Genomic DNA, 19048 nt, shown 5'->3' on the forward strand with positions numbered 1-19048 from the left:
ATCAGGACTCCTGCGGAAGGGCGGATTCAACCAGCGGGCGCATCAGGGCGATCAGCTCGGCCCACGGGTGGATCCCGCTGAGTACGCCGCGCAGTTCGCCGCCGATAAACACCAGCGTTGCCGGAAAGCGACGCACGCCAAAGCGATCGCCGATGGCCTCGCTCTGATCCAGATCGGCCATCGCGATGCGCCAGTCAACCTGGGGAAACTCACGCAGCAGCTCGGCGATCATCACCGGGTTGTCGCTGACCTCCGGCGTACGGCGCGGATCGCAGCTCAGCAGCACCACGCCGTCCGGCGCCTGTGCCAGCCAGCCGTCCAGCGAATGCGCCTCTACCGGCTGCCAGCCGCGCGCCAGCATGCGCTGCCACAGCGCGGAAAACGGATTGTCGTTCAACACTCCTCCTGTCCCTCCAGCGTCATCCGATACTGGCGAATGCGGACGCCCTCATAGTTCTCCATCGACAGACATTCGTAGTTCAAGCAACGGCTCTCCTCGCTCGGCTGCGGGACGATCCCCCAATCGGCCAGCTGCGTCAGCGCCGCCTGCTCCGCCGCGGGCAGCTGGGCCCGCGCCACCTCGGTCAGGCTACCGCCGTACTCATCCAGCAGCGCGGGCTGCAAACCGACCAGCGCGACATGAGACGGCATGTGACCGCGAATGTCCGCCAGGGCCAGCACCTCGGAGAAACTGCTCTGGTGCAGACTCATCTTCTTGGCGCTGAGGTAGGCCGGCACCATCTCCCCGGCGTAGGTACGCAGGGTGCCCGGCGCCAGGCCGTAGTCAATGGCATCCAGGATCAGCAGATGGCTGGCGCTTTCGACATAGCCCAGCAGGTTCAGCCCCTGGGTGCCGCCGTCGACAATCTCCACCTGATCCGGCCAGTGGTAATGGGCATACAGCCGTTCGGCCACCCGTACGCCGAAGCCCTCATCGGCCCACAGCAGGTTGCCCAGCCCCATCACCACCACGCGCTGCTCACTCATGACGCCTCCTTGTCGCGTTTGCGCTTCGGGAACTTATGACTGCGAAATCCATTGATCATGGTAGAGATAACCGTGTCGTCAGACATGATGTCTTCGCGGATGGCCATATACACATGCCCAACGATAAACGCCCCGATAAGCCACATCCCCAGGCGGTGCCAGCTGTGGATATCGATGGAGTTGCCGCCGGTCCAGTAGAAGAACTCGATCACATAGTGGAACGGGGCGAAGATGGCGTACTGGCTGTGCTCGCTGAACAGCGCGAACCCGGTGAGGATCATGAATACCGACATCAGGAAATAGCCAAACATCGCCGCCTGGGCGATGGGGTTATGGCCAATGTCACCGCTCGGGCGCTTCTCCAGAAACAGATACCAGCGGATCTCATACAGCACGCCCTGCCACCAGCTGCGGCGCCACACCGGCACCACGAACAGCTCGCGCGAGTAGCGGTTGCCGACGCAGGCCCAATAGATGCGCATCAGCAACAGCACGGTGAACAGCATCCCTGCGCTGAAATGAACCAGACGGATATAGCCCATGTAGAACAGATAGGTGGCCTCGCCGCTGACCGACGGCAGTGGCCGGCCAATGAAGTACCCGGTCACCATCAGCACCAGCATGCAGCCCACCGTCAGCCAGTGCCACAGGCGCACCGGCGCCTCGAACACATAGTGGCTGACGGCATCATCACGCGCCTCCTCGGCGCGCGGGGATGTCTTTTCACTCATCGTTCTTCTCCTTAGCGCTTAGCGTACCTGGACGGAGATCAGTTCGCTGCCGTCATCGCCGAGCACGTGGGTTGAACAGGCCAGGCAGGGGTCGAAGCTGTGCAGGGTGCGCAGGATCTCCAGCGGCTGATCGGGGATCGCCATCTGGGTCCCCATCAGCGCCGCCTCATAGGCCCCGATCTGTCCCTTGGGATCGCGCGGACTGGCGTTCCAGGTGGTCGGTACCACGCACTGATAGAGATCGATCTTCTGATCGCGGATCGATGCCCAGTGGCCCAGCGCACCGCGCGGCGCCTCGGTAAAGCCGATACCGCGGCAGTGCTGCGGCCAGGTGGCCGGTTCCCACTTCTCGGTATTGGCCGTCGCCAGATTGCCGTTCTTCAGATTGGTCATCAGCTTGTCGAAGAAGTACTGCAGCTTGCCGGCGGCCCACTGCGCCTCGTGGGCGCGGCACAGAATGCGGCCCAGGGTAGACTGAATGCCGGAGAGCGGCAGCTTGAGCGATGACATCATACGATCCACCGACTCGATGGTCGCGGCATCGCCCTTGTGGTAGGCGATCAGGGTACGGGCCAGCGGGCCGACCTCCATCGGGTGACCGCGCCAGCGCGGCGCCTTGATCCAGGAGTAGCGCGCCTGCTCATCCAGCTGCAGGATATTGGTGTCGCTGCCCTTCACGTTGCCCGGGTTGTACCAGGGGTCGGTAATGCCGTCGAACGGATGGCGTCCCTGCTGCTCGTTGGGGTAGCGATACCAGGAGTGATCGACAAACTCCTGTACCTGCTGCGGATCGGCCAGATCCACCGGCAGCACGTTGGCGAAGTCGCCGTTGATCACCGCGCCGCCCGGCATCAGCAGGCTCTTCTGGCTGAAGTCGTTGGCGATGTCCGGGAAGGCGCCGTAGCTCAGCACGCACTTGTCGGACAGACCGGTGCCGATCTGGCTCCACGGCTTGTTAAACAGGCCGATGGCCAGCGCATCGGGGATCATCACGTTGTTGATAAAGTCGGCGGTGCGGGTAATGATCGACTGCACCAGATTGAGGCGCTCCATGTTGATCGCGCCGACCGCGCCGCTCTGATCGATGTTGATGGCGCAGGGCATGCCGCCGACGATCCAGTTCGGATGCGGGTTCTTACCGCCGAATACCGTGTGGATCTTGACGATCTCACGCTGGAAATCGAGGGCCTCCAGATAGTGGGCAAAGCCCATCAGGTTGGCCTCCGGCGACAGCTTGTACTGCGGGTGCCCCCAGTAGCCGTTGCGGAAGATCCCCAGCTGACCGCCCTCCACGAACTTTTTCAGGCGGTTTTGCACGTCAAAGAAGTAGCCCGGCGACGACATCGGCCAGGAGGAGAGGCTCTGTGCCAGCTGCGAGGTGGCGCGCGGATCGGCCTTCAGGGCATCCAGCACGTCGATCCAGTCCATCCCCGCCAGCTGATAAAAATGCACCAGATGGTCGTGGCACCACAGGGTGGCCAGCATGATGTTACGGATGATATTGGCGTTGTCCGGCACCTTGATGCCGATGGCATCCTCGATGGCGTACACCGACGCCAGGGCGTGCACCCCGGTGCATACCCCACAGATACGCTCCACAAACGCCCAGGCGTCGCGCGGGTCACGCCCCTGCAGAATGATCTCCAGTCCGCGGAACATGGTGCCGCAGGAGACGGCGTTGGTAATGATGTTCTGATCGTTGATGTTCACTTCGCAGCGCATGTGCCCTTCGATGCGGGTGATCGGATCCACCACCAGGCGACGGCCGGCATCGCTTAACGTATATCCTTGGGTTTGATACTGGTAACTCATGCCTGTTTATCCTCATTGCCCGGCTGTTGTTGTTCTGCCTGTGTCAGCTGCTGGTTGTGGCGTTTACGCTGATTGACGGCGCTGGCCACCGCATGTACCCCTACCCCGGCGGCGACCACGCCCAACGCGGTCAGGCCGACGGTATCGGCGGTAGAGTGGGTCCCCATCTGAGGGATATCGACCACCCGGCTGTAGAACGAACCGCGATCCCAGAAGCCATTCTCTGCGCAGCCCAGGCAGCCGTGGCCGGACTGGATCGGGAAGGATACGCCGTCGTTCCAGCGGGTGGAGGAGCAGGCGTTATAGGTGGTCGGCCCCTTACAGCCCATCTTATACAGGCAGTATCCCTTACGGGCGGCGTCATCATCCCAGCTCTGGACGAACTCACCGGCGTCGAAGTGGGCGCGGCGGTAGCACTTATCGTGAATGCGCTGACCGTAGAACATCAGCGGACGCCCCATGCGGTCAACGTCCGGCAGACGGTCAAAGGTCACCATATAGGTGATGATGGCGCTCATCACGTCCGGAATCGGCGGACAGCCGGGCACTTTGATGATCGGCTTGTCGGTGATCACCTTGTCGATGGGCGTCGCCTGGGTCGGGTTGGGACGGGCGGCCTGCACGCAGCCCCAGGAGGCGCAGGTCCCCCAGGCGATGATGGCGCTGGCGCCGGCGGCGGCCTTCTTCAGCTTTTCAATAAACGGACGGCCGCTGCTGATGCAGAACATCCCCTGCTCACCCAGCGGCGGATTTCCCTCCACCGCCAGAATGTACTTGCCGTGGTAGCGGGTGATGATGTCGTCGAATACCGCCTCGGCCTGCGTCCCGGCCGCCGCCATCAGGGTATCGTCATAATCGAGAGAGATCAGCGAAAGGATCACATCCTTGGCCAGCGGATGCGAAGAGCGGATAAAGGATTCGGTACAGCAGGTGCACTCCAGACCGTGGATCCAGACGACCGGAATGCGCGGCTTATTCTCCAGCGCCCAGGCAATCTTTGGCGCCATCCCTGCCCCCAGCCCCAGCGACGTGGCGGCCAGACTGCAATACTTGAGAAAACTCCGCCGGGTCACTCCCTGACGGCGCATGGCTTGGTAAAAGGTATCCTCGTTATTCATAACGCACGTCTCTTCTCCTTGCAGCACCGGCGGGTGTACCGGGCGCGTTTGGTCGGCCGGCGACGTCCCCCAGCAAGGCAAGCCATCGGATCGCGCGCGCGACGCGAACGCGAAAATAACGATCGCCCTTCCCTTTGCACTGGCGTACGCCGTCAGGTGATATTGTAAAAAAAGTGTAGCCAGTTTTTTGCTAAAAACAATATAGAAACTATGGATATGTCTTTTTACGATGTTTTCTGAACTATTTACCTCTCTTTCCAGCGGCGACGCTTTTTTCCCTCTGGCGACAAGCACTTTTCGCCCTATCGTGGCCGTTAGACGCCGCGGGAAATCCCCATTATTCCGCGCCCGCTAGCGCATTCGATGTGCATAAATCCCCATCCGCGCGCAAATTACCCACTGCGACAATATCAATAAATGAATGTCACTCATGTAATAATTAATTTATGGACGATAATTGGCGAATAACAGAGACCGGCGCGAGACACCATCATTCAATTTACTCATTTCCCTTACACGTCAATCAGCTAAATTAACGCAAGCGTTAACGCCGATAAAACCGACACGCCGGTAAGCAACGCTACAAAAACGTATTCGAGGATTAATTTTACTAATAGTGATAAATATCACAGTATCCCGCTACCACCAACTTACACTGACTCTGTTTTTTAAACGGGGATATGTCCGGCAGCGATTGCCAAACATAGACCGGCAAGGAGTTCAATAATCCACGCTGTGGTGAACTCAGTTGAGTGTATTTCCTGATAGCGAGAGAGTCGAAGAATGGAAAACAATAATAAAAACTGGCCACACATTCGACGTGTGACCCATATTATGATGGTGGCTCACCGCAGCTGCTTCGATTTCCACAAGTTCAACGCTCGATAACCCTCCTTCCCGACATCCGTCGCGTGCGGATCGTCACGCGCCTAATCCAGCCATACCTGTAATCTGCGCCAGGCCGCACTCGGCGGGCGTTTGGCTAGAGCTTTGCGTTATCTCTGACAATCCGTAACCGACCCGTGTCGCGACGATGGCTAAGGCCATCAGGCAGCCGTATATCCATTGGACAGTAGTGTCTTTACGACAGATTACTGTGCCCTACTGCTGCCATAAAAAATGACTTACAGCGAATTTAATTCAATTAAATTCGACGGGATGGGTTTATCCTAAATAATGTAATGAGACCAATAAAATGGAAACATTAAAAATAGCAATCAGCGACAACGTGATGCAGTGTATTAATACACAGCGAAACCTTGTGGCACTCGAAAATAGCGATCTTACCGACGTTGCCGCCGTGGTGCTGTCGGTACAGGATGCGCTGGGCGGCGCGCTGGAGAAGGTCGAGCAGAGCGCCTTTGGCCTGCCCGTCTTTGTCGCCGAGGCGTGCGATCAGCGTCTGCCGGCCGAATATCTGCCGCGCCTGACCGGCGTATTTGCCTGCGGCGATGGCAATCAGGACTTTTATGGCAAGCAGCTGGAAAGCGCGGCGCAGAAATATGAGGCCGAGCTGCTGCCGCCGTTTTTCGGCAGCCTGCAGGCCTATGTCCAGCAGGGCAACGCTGCCTTTGACTGCCCGGGGCATCAGGGCGGGCAGTTCTTCCGCCGCCATCCCACCGGCCGCCGGTTCTTCGACTACTTCGGCGAGGCCCTGTTCCGCTCCGATCTGTGCAACGCCGACGTCTCCATGGGCGACCTGCTGATCCACGAAGGCGCCCCCTGCGCCGCCCAGCAGCATGCGGCCAAGGTGTTCAACGCCGACAAGACCTACTTTGTGCTCAACGGCACCTCCTCCTCCAATAAAGTGGTGCTCAACGCGCTGCTGGCGCCCGGTGATCTGGTCCTCTTTGACCGTAATAACCATAAATCTAACCACCACGGCGCATTGATTCAGGCCGGCGCTACGCCGGTCTACCTGGAAACCGCACGCAACCCGTTCGGTTTCATCGGGGGCATCGACGCACACTGCTTTGAAGAGAAATACCTGCGTGACCTGGTGCGTGAGGTCGCCCCGGCGCGCGCCGGGGAACAGCGGCCGTTCCGCCTGGCGGTTATCCAGCTCGGTACCTACGACGGCACTATTTACAATGCCCGCCAGGTGGTGGACAAGATAGGTCACCTGTGCGACTACATCCTGTTCGACTCCGCCTGGGTCGGCTATGAGCAGTTCATCCCGATGATGAAAGAGTGCTCGCCGCTGCTGCTGGAGCTGAACGAGAACGATCCGGGGATCCTGGTGACCCAGTCGGTGCACAAACAGCAGGCCGGCTTCTCCCAGACCTCGCAGATCCACAAGAAAGACCGGCATATCAAGGGGCAGGCGCGCTATGTCAACCATAAACGGCTGAACAACGCCTTTATGATGCACGCCTCCACCAGCCCGTTCTACCCGCTGTTCGCCGCCCTGGACGTCAACGCCCGCATGCACGCCGGCGACAGCGGCAAGCGCATGTGGATGGAGTGCGTCCGGGTGGGCATTGAAACCCGTAAGCTGCTGCTGAAGACCTGCCAGCACATCCGCCCCTTCATCCCGGAGACCGTGGACGGCCGCCCGTGGGACGCCTTCGACACCGAGGAGATGGCCAACGATCTGCGCTTCTTTAACTTCATCCCCGGCGATCGCTGGCACGCCTTTGAGGGCTATGCCGAGCATCAGTACTTTGTCGACCCGTGCAAGCTGATGCTGACCACTCCGGGCATCGACGCCAAGAGCGGCGAATACCAGGCCTTTGGGGTGCCGGCGACCATTCTGGCCAACTTCCTGCGCGAAAACGGCATCGTGCCGGAGAAATGCGACCTGAACTCGATCCTGTTCCTGCTGACCCCGGCGGAGGACATGGCCAAGATGCAGCATTTGGTGGCCCAGATCGCCCGCTTCGAGCGCCTGCTGGAGCAGGACGCCCCGCTGGTCGAGGTGCTGCCGTCCCTCTACCGCGCCAACGAGGCGCGCTACCGCGGCTACACCCTGCGTCAGCTGTGCCAGGAGATGCACGACCTGTACGTCAGCCACGACGTGAAGCAGCTGCAGAAGGAGATGTTCCGCAAGGCGCACTTCCCACGGGTGGCGATGAACCCGCAGCAGGCCAACATCGCGTTCGTGCGCGGCAACGTCGAGCTGGTCTCCCTGGCGCAGGCCGAAGGCCGCATCGCGGCGGAAGGGGCACTGCCGTACCCGCCGGGGGTGCTGTGCGTGGTGCCGGGCGAGATCTGGGGCGGCTCGGTGCAGCGCTACTTCCTGGCGCTGGAAGAGGGCATCAACCTGCTGCCGGGCTTCGCGCCGGAGCTGCAGGGGGTCTACATCCAGCAGGATGAGGATGGTCGCAAGCGCGCCTATGGCTATGTGATCAAGCAGTAACAGCCTTTAATCGACATTACCAATAAAACAAGGTTGGCGGGGGGCCGCGGCTCCTGGGTTGCTCCTGCCCGGCTCCCCGCATTTTGAGAGAGAGAAACTATGAGTACGTCTAGCGGCAATAAGATGGGCGTCGTGCAGTTAACCATACTGACGGCGGTGAACATGATGGGGTCCGGCATCATCATGCTGCCGACCAACCTGGCTTCCGTGGGGACTATGTCGATACTCTCCTGGCTGGTCACCGCCTTCGGCAGCCTGTGTCTGGCCTACGGTTTTTCCAAGTGCGGGATGTTCAGCCGCAAGTCCGGCGGGATGGGCGGCTACGCCGAGTACGCCTTCGGCAAGTCCGGCAACTTCATGGCCAACTTCACCTACGCCATCAGCCTGGTGATCGCCAATATCGCCATCGCTATCTCCGCCGTCGGCTACGGCGCCGTGCTGTTCGACTGGCATCCGTCGCCGATCATGACCTGTATCGCCACCATCGCCGTCATCTGGCTGACCACCGTGGCCAACTTCGGCGGGGCGCGCATCACCGGGCGCATCGGCTCCGTCACCGTCTGGGGGGTGATCATCCCGGTGGTCGGTATCTCCATTCTCGGCTGGTTCTGGTTTAGCCCGAATATGTACATCCAGGCCTGGAACCCGCATCACCTCTCCTTCGCCTCCGGTCTGGGTGCCTCCATCGCCATGACCCTGTGGGCCTTCCTGGGGCTGGAGTCCGCCTGCGCCAACTCCGACGCCGTGGAAAACCCGGAGAAAAACATCCCGGTCGCCGTCTTCGGCGGCACCCTGATCTGCGCCATCGTGTATATCCTGTCCACCAACGTGATGGCCGGCTTCGTCCCCAACATGGATCTGGCCAACTCGACCGCGCCGTTCGGCCTAGCCTTCTCCTACATGTTCGACCCGACGGTCGGTAAGATCATCATGGCCCTGATGGTCGTCGCCTGTATCGGCTCCCTGCTGGGCTGGCAGTTCACCGTCGCCCAGGTGTTTAAGTCCTCTTCCGACATCGGCTACTTCCCGCAGATCTTCGCCAAAGTCACCGCCAAGGATGCGCCGATCGCCGGGATGATCATTCTGGGGGTGGCGCAAACCATCCTGTCGCTGATGACCATAAGCCCGTCGCTGAACAATCAGTTCAACTCGCTGGTTAACCTGGCGGTGGTCACCAACCTGATCCCCTACATCCTCTCCATGGCGGCGCTGATCCCGATGCACCGCCTGTACAAGATGGCCAACAAGACCCACGTGATGATCCTGCTCACCGCCATCATCGGCACCGTTTACAGCTTCTACGCCCTCTACTCCTCCGGCTCCGACGCCATGCTGATGGGGTCACTGGTCACTTTTGCCGGCTGGAGCTGCTATGGCCTGTTCGTGCGGGACAACAACACCTGCCCGAAAGACAAGATCCAACATGTTTAACTCGGAGAACGTGAAATGAAAGACATTCTGTTCCTGTGTAACCCCTCACCGACCTTCAAGCGGATTCCGCTGGAGGAGCTGTACGCCCAGCTGCGCGATCGGAGTTTTAGCATCATCGAAAGCACCTCGGTCGACGATCTGCTGGATCTGGTGCGCAATAATGCCCAGTTGGCCGGGGTGGTCTTCGACTGGGATAGCTACAGTCTGGATCTGTGTAAGCACATCACGGCGCTGAACGAGATGCTGCCGCTGTATGCCTTCGCCAACACCCACTCCACGCTGGACGTCAGCCTAGGCGACCTGCGCATGAACATTCAGTTCTTTGAGTATACGCTGGGCGGCGCGGCCGACATCGCCGACAAGATCCGCCAGGGAACCGACGGCTACATCGATGCCATCATGCCGCCGCTGACCAAGGCGCTGTTCCACTACGTCAAAGAGGGCAAATACACCTTCTGTACCCCGGGGCACATGGGCGGCACCGCGTTCCAGAAAAGTCCGGCCGGCAGCCTGTTCTATGACTTCTTTGGCGCCAACGCCATGAAGTCCGACATATCCATCTCCGTCTCCGAGCTGGGCTCCCTGCTGGACCACTCCGGCCCGCACAAAGAGGCGGAAGAGTATATCGCCCGCACCTTCAACGCCGATCGCAGCTACATGGTGACCAACGGTACCTCCACCGCCAACAAGATCGTCGGCATGTACTCCGCCCCGGCTGGCAGCACCATCCTGATCGACCGTAACTGTCACAAGTCGCTGACCCACCTGATGATGATGAGCGACGTTATCCCGATCTACCTGCGGCCGACCCGCAACGCCTACGGCATTCTGGGTGGGATCCCCAAACGCGAGTTCACCCATGACACCATCGAGGCGCGGGTGAAAAAGACCCCGAACGCCACCTGGCCGGTGCATGCGGTGGTCACCAACTCCACCTACGACGGCCTGTTCTACAACGCGGAGTACATCAAGAAAACCCTGGAGGTAAAATCCATCCACTTTGACTCCGCCTGGGTGCCCTACACCAACTTCAACCCGATCTACCAGGGACTGTGCGGCATGAGCGGCGAGCGCGTAGAGGGTAAGGTTATCTACGAAACCCAATCCACCCACAAGCTGCTGGCAGCGTTCTCGCAGGCATCCATGATCCACGTGAAAGGCGACTTCAACCAGGAAACCTTTAACGAAGCCTACATGATGCACACCTCCACCTCACCGCACTACGGTATCGTGGCCTCCATCGAAACCGCGGCGGCGATGATGAAGGGCCACGCCGGTAAACGCCTGATCGATGACTCTATCGCGCGTGCCATCCGCTTCCGTAAGGAGATCAAGCGCCTGCGCAGCGAATCCGACGGCTGGTTCTTCGACGTCTGGCAGCCGGACAATATTGACCAGGTCGCCTGCTGGAAGCTGGACCCGAAAGAGTCCTGGCACGGCTTTAAGGGCATTGATGACAACCACATGTACCTCGACCCGATCAAGGTCACCCTGCTGACCCCGGGGATGAACCCGGACGGTACCATGGCGGATGACGGCATTCCGGCCTCCATCGTAGCCAAGTACCTGGACGAGCACGGCATCATCGTCGAGAAGACCGGCCCGTACAACCTGCTGTTCCTGTTCAGCATCGGCATCGACAAGACCAAGGCCCTGAGCCTGCTGCGCGCGCTGACCGACTTCAAACGGGCCTATGACCTGAACCTGCGCGTGAAGAACATGCTACCGTCGCTGTACCGTGAGGATCCGGAGTTCTATGAGCACATGCGGATCCAGGAACTGGCCCAAGGCATCCACGCGCTGATCCTGCACCATAACCTGCCGGATCTGATGTACCGCGCCTTCGAGGTGCTGCCGACCATGGTGCTGAACCCACACGACGCCTTCCAACAGGAGCTGCGCGGCCAGGCCGAAGAGGTCTACCTCGACGAGATGATCGGCAAGGTCAACGCCAACATGATCCTGCCGTACCCGCCGGGCGTGCCGCTGGTGATGCCGGGCGAAATGCTGACGGAGGAGAGCCGGCCGGTGCTGGAGTTCCTGCAGATGCTGTGCGAAATCGGCGCCCACTATCCGGGCTTCGAAACCGACATCCACGGCGCCTATCGTCAGGCCGACGGGCGCTATACGGTGAAAGTGCTCAAGCAGTAGCGTCTCTTGTGCGGAGCGCCGCGGTGCCCCGCAGTAACCTTCTGCATTTTCCTGCCTGAAGACGGCTGCGCGTAGGAGGCGCCGCAGCGGCGCCGGGGGAAAGGAAGAGATTCCCCCTCACTATTTATCCACCCTTTCTGACGCGACGTGCCGTCGCCGCGTCATCACGCCGTCTCCCGAGCCGCGGCGCAGGCTTTGCCTGCCGCGGCTCATCTCTCCGGCGTGACATCGGCTGACAAGCCCTGATGCCGACGGACGGACACCGCTAAAGCCTCCTATGCCCTTTACGGTGGCCCCCGTCCGTCGGCACTTTTTTTCCCCGCCCAAGATCCGGCTGCGCGGTTGGCGCCCCCACAAATAATAAAACATCATTTCAAATTAATTGAATTGGCAGACCAGCATCAGTAGACTAGCCAGAGATTCGCGGACGGATTCGCGCCTGCGGCGACAATTCCCGCCCTTCCTTTGGGTTACGATGTAAGGATATGTTGTGAAAATTGCACTCATGATGGAAAACAGCCAGGCCGCCAAGAACGCGGCGGTGCTGAACGAACTCAACGCCGTGGCACAGGACGGCGGGCACCAGGTCTATAACGTCGGCATGTGCGACGAACAGGATCACCATCTGACCTATATTCACCTGGGGATCATGGCCAGCATCCTGCTCAACGCCCGCGCGGTTGACTTTGTGGTCACCGGCTGCGGCACCGGTCAGGGCGCCCTGCTCTCCCTCAACGCGCACCCCGGCGTCGTCTGCGGCTACTGCATCGATCCGGCCGACGCCTTCCTGTTCGCCCAGATCAATAACGGCAACGCCCTGTCCCTGCCGTTCGCCAAGGGCTTTGGCTGGGGCGCCGAGCTGAATCTGCGCTATATCTTTGAAAAGGCCTTCGCCGGCGAGCGCGGCCAGGGCTACCCGCAGGAGCGCCGCGAACCGCAGGTGCGCAACGCGGCGATCCTCAACCGGGTAAAGGCGGCGGTGATCAAGGACAACTATCTGGATACCCTGAACGCTCTCGATCGCGATCTGGTCAAAACCGCCGTCGGCGGCGCGCGTTTCCAGCAGTGCCTGTTTGAGCAGGGGCAGGATCCGGCGATTATCGACTATGTTCGCAGCCTGCTGGCCGCGTAACCGAGCCGCATCGTCAAACAACAGCGCGGCCGATAGGCCGCGCTGTTGTTGCTCTCTGAAGCGCAGGGGCGACATCAGGAAGGATTACGACTCCAGCGCCAGACGCGCATCGACGTGCGGCAGACGCGGACGCGCCACCCGCAGCGAGCAGCACAGGGTCACCAGCAGCAGGCCGAAAATCAGGTAGAAGGTAGCCAGGAAACCGCCGAACAGCGCCGCCACGATCGAACCGATGATGCTGCCGATGCCGAAGCCAAGGTAAATCACCCCATAGTTTTTGGTCAGGTTGTTCAGGCCAAAGAAGTCGCTGACCAGCGACGGATAGACGGTAATGGTGCCGCCGAAGCTGAAGGCGACGCAGGCGACCGCTAGGTAAAACAGCGTCTCATTGAGCGGCACGAACAGCAGCAGCGCCATCCCCAGCAGGGTCACCAACTGCGCCAGCGAAATCACCCGGATACGCGGCATCTTGTCCGACAGTACCCCCAGCGCCAGCCGTCCCCCCAGATTCGCCACGGCGATGATCGCCACCGCCCCGGCGGCGACGCTGCCAGACAAGTGCGCCAGATGCTCACCGATATCTTTGGCCACCCCGATGACGTACAGCCCGCTCATGCAGGCGGAGAGGAAGATCAGCGCCAACACCCAGTACTGTGGCTGACGCATCGCCTGCGCCAGGGTGAAGTCCACGCGGCGATCCTGACCGTCCACGGCGGCGGCGCTGTCCTGACGCGGCGGCGCGTCACGCATCAGCAGGCTCCCCAGCAGCACCATCACCATGGCGATCGCCCCCCAGTAGGTGAAAGCCTGGGACAGCCCGGCGTGGCTCAGCAGCAGGCCGTTGATAAACTTAAAGCCCAGGCTGCCCAGCCCATAGGCGCCGATAGCGCAGGCGGAGACCAGCCCCTTCCGCTGCGGAAACCACTTCACGCAGTTGGAGAGGGTCAACAGATAGCCGGCGCCGTCCGCCAGCCCCACCAACACCCCGGCGCACAGGTACAGCATCACCAGGCTGTTGGCGTGGGCGGTCAGAAAAAAGCCGATCCCCAGCGCAATTCCCGCTCCCTGCGTCACCCGGCGCACCCCGAAACGCTCCTGCAGCTTGCCCGCCAACGATGAGGCCAGCGCCAGCGCCAGACTGAGCAGGCCGAAGGTAAAGGCCACCTGACTGACCGGCTGATCCAGGCGCTGCGACAGCTGGGCGTTAAACAGGCTCCAGGTATAGACCGAGCCGAGGGCAAACTGGGTGATGACCGTACCGATCAGCGTCAGTACGCGGGTACGTTGGCGGGAATGCGGATCCATAGTTACCTCGTGAATGTCAGTTGGCGGCAGCGGCGGGCTGCCGAATACTGGGCACTATAGGCGCACACCCGCGCGAGGCGGGCGAAAAAGGCATGAGATGCACGATGAGAGGAATGAAATGCAGCCCATGGGGAATAGAATGCAGGCTATAAACGCATCAGCTGGCGGAAGGCTTTGATGTTGCTGCGGCTAACGGGCACTTCGAACGTCAGATCATGCAGGTGGATCAAGTAGGTGCTGTTAAACCAGGGCACGATCTCGCGGATCTTATCGATATTCACGCAGTAAGAGCGGTGACAGCGGAAGAAGCGCTCCGTCGGCAGCCGGCTGATAAACTCGCTCAGGCTCATCGACAGGACAAAGCGATCGTCGCGGGTGTACACATAGGTCAGCTTCTCATCCGCCTCGGCGTAGTAGATCTGCTCACAGGGGGTGACGATGATGCGCTCCCCCTTGGTCAGGTTGACCGTCGCCGCCGGCGCGTTGACCTCGACGCTCCCGGGCGCCGGGCGCAGCGCCTGCTGCTCCAGCTGCTGCAGCACCTGAACGATGCGCGCCTCGTTATAGGGCTTGAGGATATAGTTGAACACCTCCAGCTCAAAGGCCTCGGCGGCAAACTCCTTATGGGCGGTGACAAACACCACCGCCGGTCCCCCCTCGCCGCGCTGCTGGCCCAGCAGGTTACGCGCCAGCATCATCCCGTCGATGGAGGGGATCTGAATGTCGAGAAACACCGCGTCCACCCGGTGCCCCTGCAGGTATTTGAACGCCTCCAGGCCATCCTCAAACTGCGCCAGCACCCGGATCTGGCTGTGACGCCCGATCAGGTAGGCCAGCTCCTCTCGCGCCAGGTATTCGTCCTCCACAATGATCGCCGTCAGCATGCGCTCCTCCCGGATTTCGGCAAATAGAAACAGACCTCGGTTCCCGGCTCCAGGCGGCGGATATGCAGCCCCTCGCCATACAGCAGCGCAGGCGCTGCTGCACGTTACCAAGCCCAATGCTGTCGCCGCTGGACTCGCCGTTCGCCACCTGGGCGATCACCGCCTGGCTGATGCCGTAGCCGGTGTCGCGCACCGCAATGCGCACCCGCGTCGGCTCATCGCGCACCTCAATGGTCACCTGCCCCGGCCCGCTGCGCGGCTGAATGCCGTGCAGGATGGCGTTCTCCACCAGCGGCTGCAGCAGCAGGCTGGGCAGCGAGATCGATACCGGATCCAACGCAAAGGTCACGTTCAGCCGGCGGCCGAATCGGGCCTGCTCAATAGCGATGTAGTTGCGCACCTGCATCAGTTCCTCCTGCAAGTCGATCAACCTGTCGCCGCGCGCCAGGTTATAGCGCAGGTAGTCTGCCAGCGAGGCGATCAGCTGACGCGCCTGATCCGGATCCATGCGGATCAGGGATGAGATGGCGTTCAGCGCATTAAACAGAAAATGGGGATTGATCTTGCTCTGCAGCGCGCTGAACTCCGCCCTGCGCGTCCCTTCGCGCAGCTGCTCCGTGCGTGCCACCGCCATCTGGGTAGACATCAGCTGCGACAGCCCCACCGCCAGCTCGCGCAGCGCGCCGCTGATCCGATAGCGGCGATGGTAGTAGATCTTCAGCGTCCCGGTCACCGCCTCCTGCTGCTCGCGCAGCGGAATGATGATCACCGAGTGAAAGCCCGACAGGCTATAGCTGCTCAGGTTATTGTTCAGCAGGATCTGGCCACTCTCCACCGCCTCGCGCGTCAGCTGACCGATAGCGTGATGCCCCTCCAGCGGATACTCCTCGCGCCCGGCGCCGGCGTAGGCCAGCACATCCTGGGTGTCGGTGATCGAGACCGCATCGGCGCCGATCTCGCGGCGGATAATCTCGCACACCGACTCGAACGCGCTGCGGGTTATCTGGCGAAAGTAGGGCAGCGTCTGGTTGGCGACGTCCATCGCCAGCTTGGCCTGACGCGCGGCGATCAGCTCCTTCTCATCGTTGAGATCCTGCACCAGGCGGATGATCAGACCGATGCAGGTCGCCCCAACGATCATCGGCACCCCGATCTGATCGACGATAGCGATCCCTACCGCGTGGGGCTGGGTCAACAGCAGGATCAGCAGCATGGTCAGCCCCTCACAGGCCATGCCGGCCAGAATGCCGTACAGCCACAGGCGCGAACGGCGTACCCGGTAGTGGATCAGCGTCGCCAGCAGCCCCGCCGCCACGCTGCTCAGCAGACAGGGCAGCGAGGTGTAGCCATCCACATCGATCAGATAGCGGTGCAGTCCGGAGACGATCCCGGCGGGAATGCCCACCCAGGGGCCGAACAGGATCCCCCCGGCGACGATGGCGATAATGCGCACGTTGATCAGCGCCCCCTCGACCCGCAGGCCGGTGTAGGTGCTGAAGACCGCAAAGGCGCAGAACAGCACCGACACGGTGGCCAGCTCAGTGGCCGAATGCTTCTGCTTCTGCAGCAGCGACTGAAACGGGCGGATGCGGGTGAGGAAAAACAGCATCATCAGCATCAACGCCGCCCGCTCAAACACGGCCAGCAGCCGCAGGATATCACTGAACACGCCACCACCTCGGCAGGCAATACGGCCCCATACGGCCGAAAGGGATCTCCGTAAGAGGGGCACAGAACGCGGCCCCCTTACGCCTCAGGCCGGCGTCCGTGCGGCGTTAAACTGCGGCAGCCACTGCCGCTGGGCGGCGAACAGCGCATCGAACATCTGTTGGATCTGCTCCAGGGTACAGACGGCGGCGGTCAGCGGATCGAGGGAGAGCGCATAGCGCGCCGCGTCCAGATCGCCGGTCAGCGCCGCCTGCACCACCAGCTCCTGCACCGCGATATTGCTCTTGCACAGGCTGGCGCACTGAGTCGGCAAGCGCCCCATCGTCTGGGGGTGCAGGCCGTCGCCGTCCACCCAGATCGGCACCTCTACCACACACTCCGCCGGCAGGTTCTCCACCAGCAGCCCCTGCGGCTGACGGTTGGCCATATTGCCGTTGATACGGATGCGCTCGCCGCTGAGCTGCGCGGTGATCAGCTTGGGCGCGTTGAGCATGTTCGGCGCGATAACGAAGGGACGCTCACCGGCCAGCTGAGCATCGATCTCCGCCTTGCCGGCGGCGTGCACCTGCTCCTCCAGCGCCAGCAGATTCCAGCGCTGCGGCAGGAAGCGATCGATCATCTGTGGGTTCTTGCGGAAGTAGGGCAGATAGTCGCTGCAGTGCCAGTGGTTCTCGGTACACCACAGGCCGAAGAAGCGCAGCACCTCGCAGCGGACCAAATCGGCCTGACGGGTAGGTTCGTCGTCCGCCAGGGCGCGTACCCTTGGTAACAGATCCTCGCCATGGCGCGACAGCGCCGTGATCCAGGTCATGTGGTTGATCCCGGCAAAGCCATACTCGATATCCGCCGGGACCTCGTGGTACATCAGGCGCTGCCAGCGCTGCGGCGTGGAGGGGTGGTCAACCCACGGCCCCAGCCCAAGATAGCCGACCAGCTGCGCCACGGTATAGCGCACCCCGTAGCACAGGCCGATGCTGCGCACGCCGCTGGCCTCTTTGGCCGCCCAGGTCAAGGGGGCCAGCGGATTGGCATAGTTGATGAACAGCGCCTGCGGACACAGATCCTCCATATCGCGCAGAATATCCAGCATCGGGGGAATATGGCGCAGGGCGCGGAAGATACCGCCCGGCCCCAGGGTGTCCCCCACCTCCTGAATCACGCCGTAGCGCGCCGGAATCTCCATATCCAGCCGCCAGGGCGCCAGCCCGCCCACCTGAATGGCGTTGATGACAAAGTCGGCGCCGCGCAGCGCGCTGCGTCTGTCGGTGGTGTGGCGCACCGTCACCGGCACCCCCGACTGCGCCACCATCATACCGATCAGGCGCTGGCTGCGCGCCAGCACCTGCTCATCCAGATCCATCAGGATGATTTCGCTGCCGGCCAGCACCGGGCTGGACAGCAGGGCGGAAATGATCTGACGCGAAAACATAATACTGCCCGCGCCGATCAGGGTGATCTTGCTCATTACATTGCCTTAATCAATACGCTGCGCCGACGGCGCAGCCTTAACGCCGTCGCGGGCGGCGCTGCAGCAGAGAGCCATGCACCACCAGCGCCGCAAGAATAATCACGCCGTACACCAGACGGGTCCAGAAGCCGTCCAGACCGGCGCTGATGATCCCGGCCTCCAGCATGCCGATAATGCAGGCGCCGAACAGGCTGCCCATCAGCGAACCGCGCCCGCCCAGCACCGAGGTGCCGCCGATAAACACCGAGGCGAACACCAGTAGCATGTAACCCTGCCCCTGATTCGGCCACCAGCTGCTCATCTCGACGCTGAGCAGTACCCCGACCAGCGCGGAGAGAATGCCCATCACCATAAACAGCCAGAAGCGGGTGGCGTTGACCGGCACCCCCATCAGACGCGCCGACTCGGGATTGTCGCCGATGAAGTTGATCTGATCGCCGAAGCGGTGACGCGCCAGATACAGCCACATCACCAGCGTCACCAGGAGCCCCCACAGGCTCTGCGCCGGCAGCCAATCGCCCAGGCGCCCCACCAGCAGGGTTGATAGCCCATCGTCGCGCAGCGTCGGCAGGCTGATCGCCAGGCCGTTGGCCAGCACCGTCGACAGACCGCCCAGAAAGAACTGAGTGCCGATGGTGGCGATAATCGACGGGATATTGAGGCGCACCACCAGCAAGGCGTTCAGCAACCCACACAGCAGACCGCTGACCACTGCGCCGCCCAGCGCCAGCGGGGCAGAACCGGTATGCTGATACAGCCAGGCGAAGACGAAGCCCCCCAGCGCCACCACCGACGGAAAGCTCAAATCTATCTCGCGGGCGATGATCAGCAGCGTCATCCCCAGCGCCAGCAGCACCGTCAGCGGAATGGTGGAGAGCAGCGAGGTATAGATCCGCGCGTGCAGAAAGGTCACCGGGCTGATGGCGGCAAACAGGCTCCACAGCAGCAGCAGGATAAACCCGGTCAGCAGCGGCGCCCGGTGACGGGTAAAAAACAGTTTCAT

Annotated in this window: 14 protein-coding genes and 1 pseudogene; 5 read left to right on the forward strand and 10 right to left on the reverse strand. The window is 61.5% G+C overall.

The window, feature by feature from the left end; translation table 11 throughout:
* Position 1: 1 nt before the first annotated feature.
* From hyaE to hyaA, 5 genes are read right to left on the reverse strand one after another with little or no spacing between them, the layout of a single operon-like run.
* Positions 2 to 400 (reverse strand): hydrogenase-1 operon protein HyaE, encoded by a 399-nt coding sequence (hyaE, locus tag ETEE_RS05410; RefSeq protein ID WP_034165853.1) that lies wholly within the window; start codon positions 398 to 400, stop codon positions 2 to 4.
* A complete protein-coding gene (gene hyaD, locus ETEE_RS05415) occupies positions 394 to 987 on the reverse strand; it encodes a hydrogenase 1 maturation protease (protein ID WP_034165852.1) in 594 nt (197 codons plus the stop codon). Before hyaD ends, hyaE begins: the two co-directional genes overlap by 7 nt.
* Positions 984 to 1718 carry a Ni/Fe-hydrogenase b-type cytochrome subunit gene (hyaC, locus tag ETEE_RS05420; RefSeq protein WP_034165851.1) on the reverse strand — a complete coding sequence of 245 codons (735 nt, stop codon included), beginning with the start codon at positions 1716 to 1718 and terminating at the stop codon, positions 984 to 986. The genes hyaD and hyaC overlap by 4 nt, the downstream gene beginning before the upstream one ends.
* Before the next feature lie 18 nt (positions 1719 to 1736).
* Positions 1737 to 3530: a Ni/Fe-hydrogenase large subunit gene (hyaB, locus tag ETEE_RS05425; protein WP_034165850.1), complete on the reverse strand. Its 1794-nt coding sequence runs from the start codon at positions 3528 to 3530 to the stop codon at positions 1737 to 1739.
* Positions 3527 to 4648 carry a hydrogenase 1 small subunit gene (hyaA, locus tag ETEE_RS05430; RefSeq protein ID WP_034165849.1) on the reverse strand — a complete coding sequence of 374 codons (1122 nt, stop codon included), beginning with the start codon at positions 4646 to 4648 and terminating at the stop codon, positions 3527 to 3529. Before hyaA ends, hyaB begins: the two co-directional genes overlap by 4 nt.
* Positions 4649 to 5431: 783 nt before the next feature.
* Between hyaA and speFL the strand changes: the two genes are divergently transcribed.
* The 5 genes from speFL (at position 5432) to ETEE_RS05450 (ending at position 12720) form a co-directional block, all read left to right on the forward strand.
* Positions 5432 to 5536: a leader peptide SpeFL gene (gene speFL, locus ETEE_RS20820; protein WP_015462313.1), complete on the forward strand. Its 105-nt coding sequence runs from the start codon at positions 5432 to 5434 to the stop codon at positions 5534 to 5536.
* Between the two features lie 307 nt (positions 5537 to 5843).
* Entirely contained in the window at positions 5844 to 8006 is a 2163-nt protein-coding gene (speF, locus tag ETEE_RS05435) for an ornithine decarboxylase SpeF (RefSeq protein ID WP_038631285.1), read from the forward strand.
* A gap of 99 nt (positions 8007 to 8105) precedes the next feature.
* Positions 8106 to 9437, forward strand: a complete 1332-nt coding sequence (gene potE, locus ETEE_RS05440; RefSeq protein WP_038631287.1) for a putrescine-ornithine antiporter — start codon at positions 8106 to 8108, stop codon at positions 9435 to 9437.
* 15 nt (positions 9438 to 9452) lie between these two features.
* Entirely contained in the window at positions 9453 to 11588 is a 2136-nt protein-coding gene (locus ETEE_RS05445; RefSeq protein ID WP_034164754.1) for a lysine decarboxylase CadA, read from the forward strand.
* 490 nt (positions 11589 to 12078) lie between these two features.
* Complete coding sequence (locus tag ETEE_RS05450; RefSeq protein WP_034164755.1) at positions 12079 to 12720, forward strand: RpiB/LacA/LacB family sugar-phosphate isomerase; 642 nt, start codon at positions 12079 to 12081, stop codon at positions 12718 to 12720.
* A gap of 84 nt (positions 12721 to 12804) precedes the next feature.
* On the opposite strand, the gene ETEE_RS05455 is transcribed toward ETEE_RS05450, so the two are convergent.
* From ETEE_RS05455 to ETEE_RS05475, 5 genes and pseudogenes are all read right to left on the reverse strand, one after another.
* Positions 12805 to 14025 (reverse strand): L-lactate MFS transporter, encoded by a 1221-nt coding sequence (locus tag ETEE_RS05455; protein WP_034164756.1) that lies wholly within the window; start codon positions 14023 to 14025, stop codon positions 12805 to 12807.
* A gap of 146 nt (positions 14026 to 14171) precedes the next feature.
* Entirely contained in the window at positions 14172 to 14906 is a 735-nt protein-coding gene (locus ETEE_RS05460) for a LytR/AlgR family response regulator transcription factor (protein WP_200901076.1), read from the reverse strand.
* A pseudogene (locus tag ETEE_RS05465) lies at positions 14903 to 16527 on the reverse strand (LytS/YhcK type 5TM receptor domain-containing protein). The gene ETEE_RS05460 and the pseudogene ETEE_RS05465 overlap by 4 nt, the downstream one beginning before the upstream one ends.
* A gap of 135 nt (positions 16528 to 16662) precedes the next feature.
* Positions 16663 to 18042 carry an alpha-glucosidase/alpha-galactosidase gene (melA, locus tag ETEE_RS05470; RefSeq protein ID WP_034164758.1) on the reverse strand — a complete coding sequence of 460 codons (1380 nt, stop codon included), beginning with the start codon at positions 18040 to 18042 and terminating at the stop codon, positions 16663 to 16665.
* 40 nt (positions 18043 to 18082) lie between these two features.
* Positions 18083 to 19048: an ABC transporter permease gene (locus tag ETEE_RS05475; RefSeq protein WP_034164759.1), complete on the reverse strand. Its 966-nt coding sequence runs from the start codon at positions 19046 to 19048 to the stop codon at positions 18083 to 18085.

It is taken from the genome of Edwardsiella anguillarum ET080813 (assembly GCF_000264765.2).
Taxonomy (GTDB): domain Bacteria; phylum Pseudomonadota; class Gammaproteobacteria; order Enterobacterales; family Enterobacteriaceae; genus Edwardsiella; species Edwardsiella anguillarum.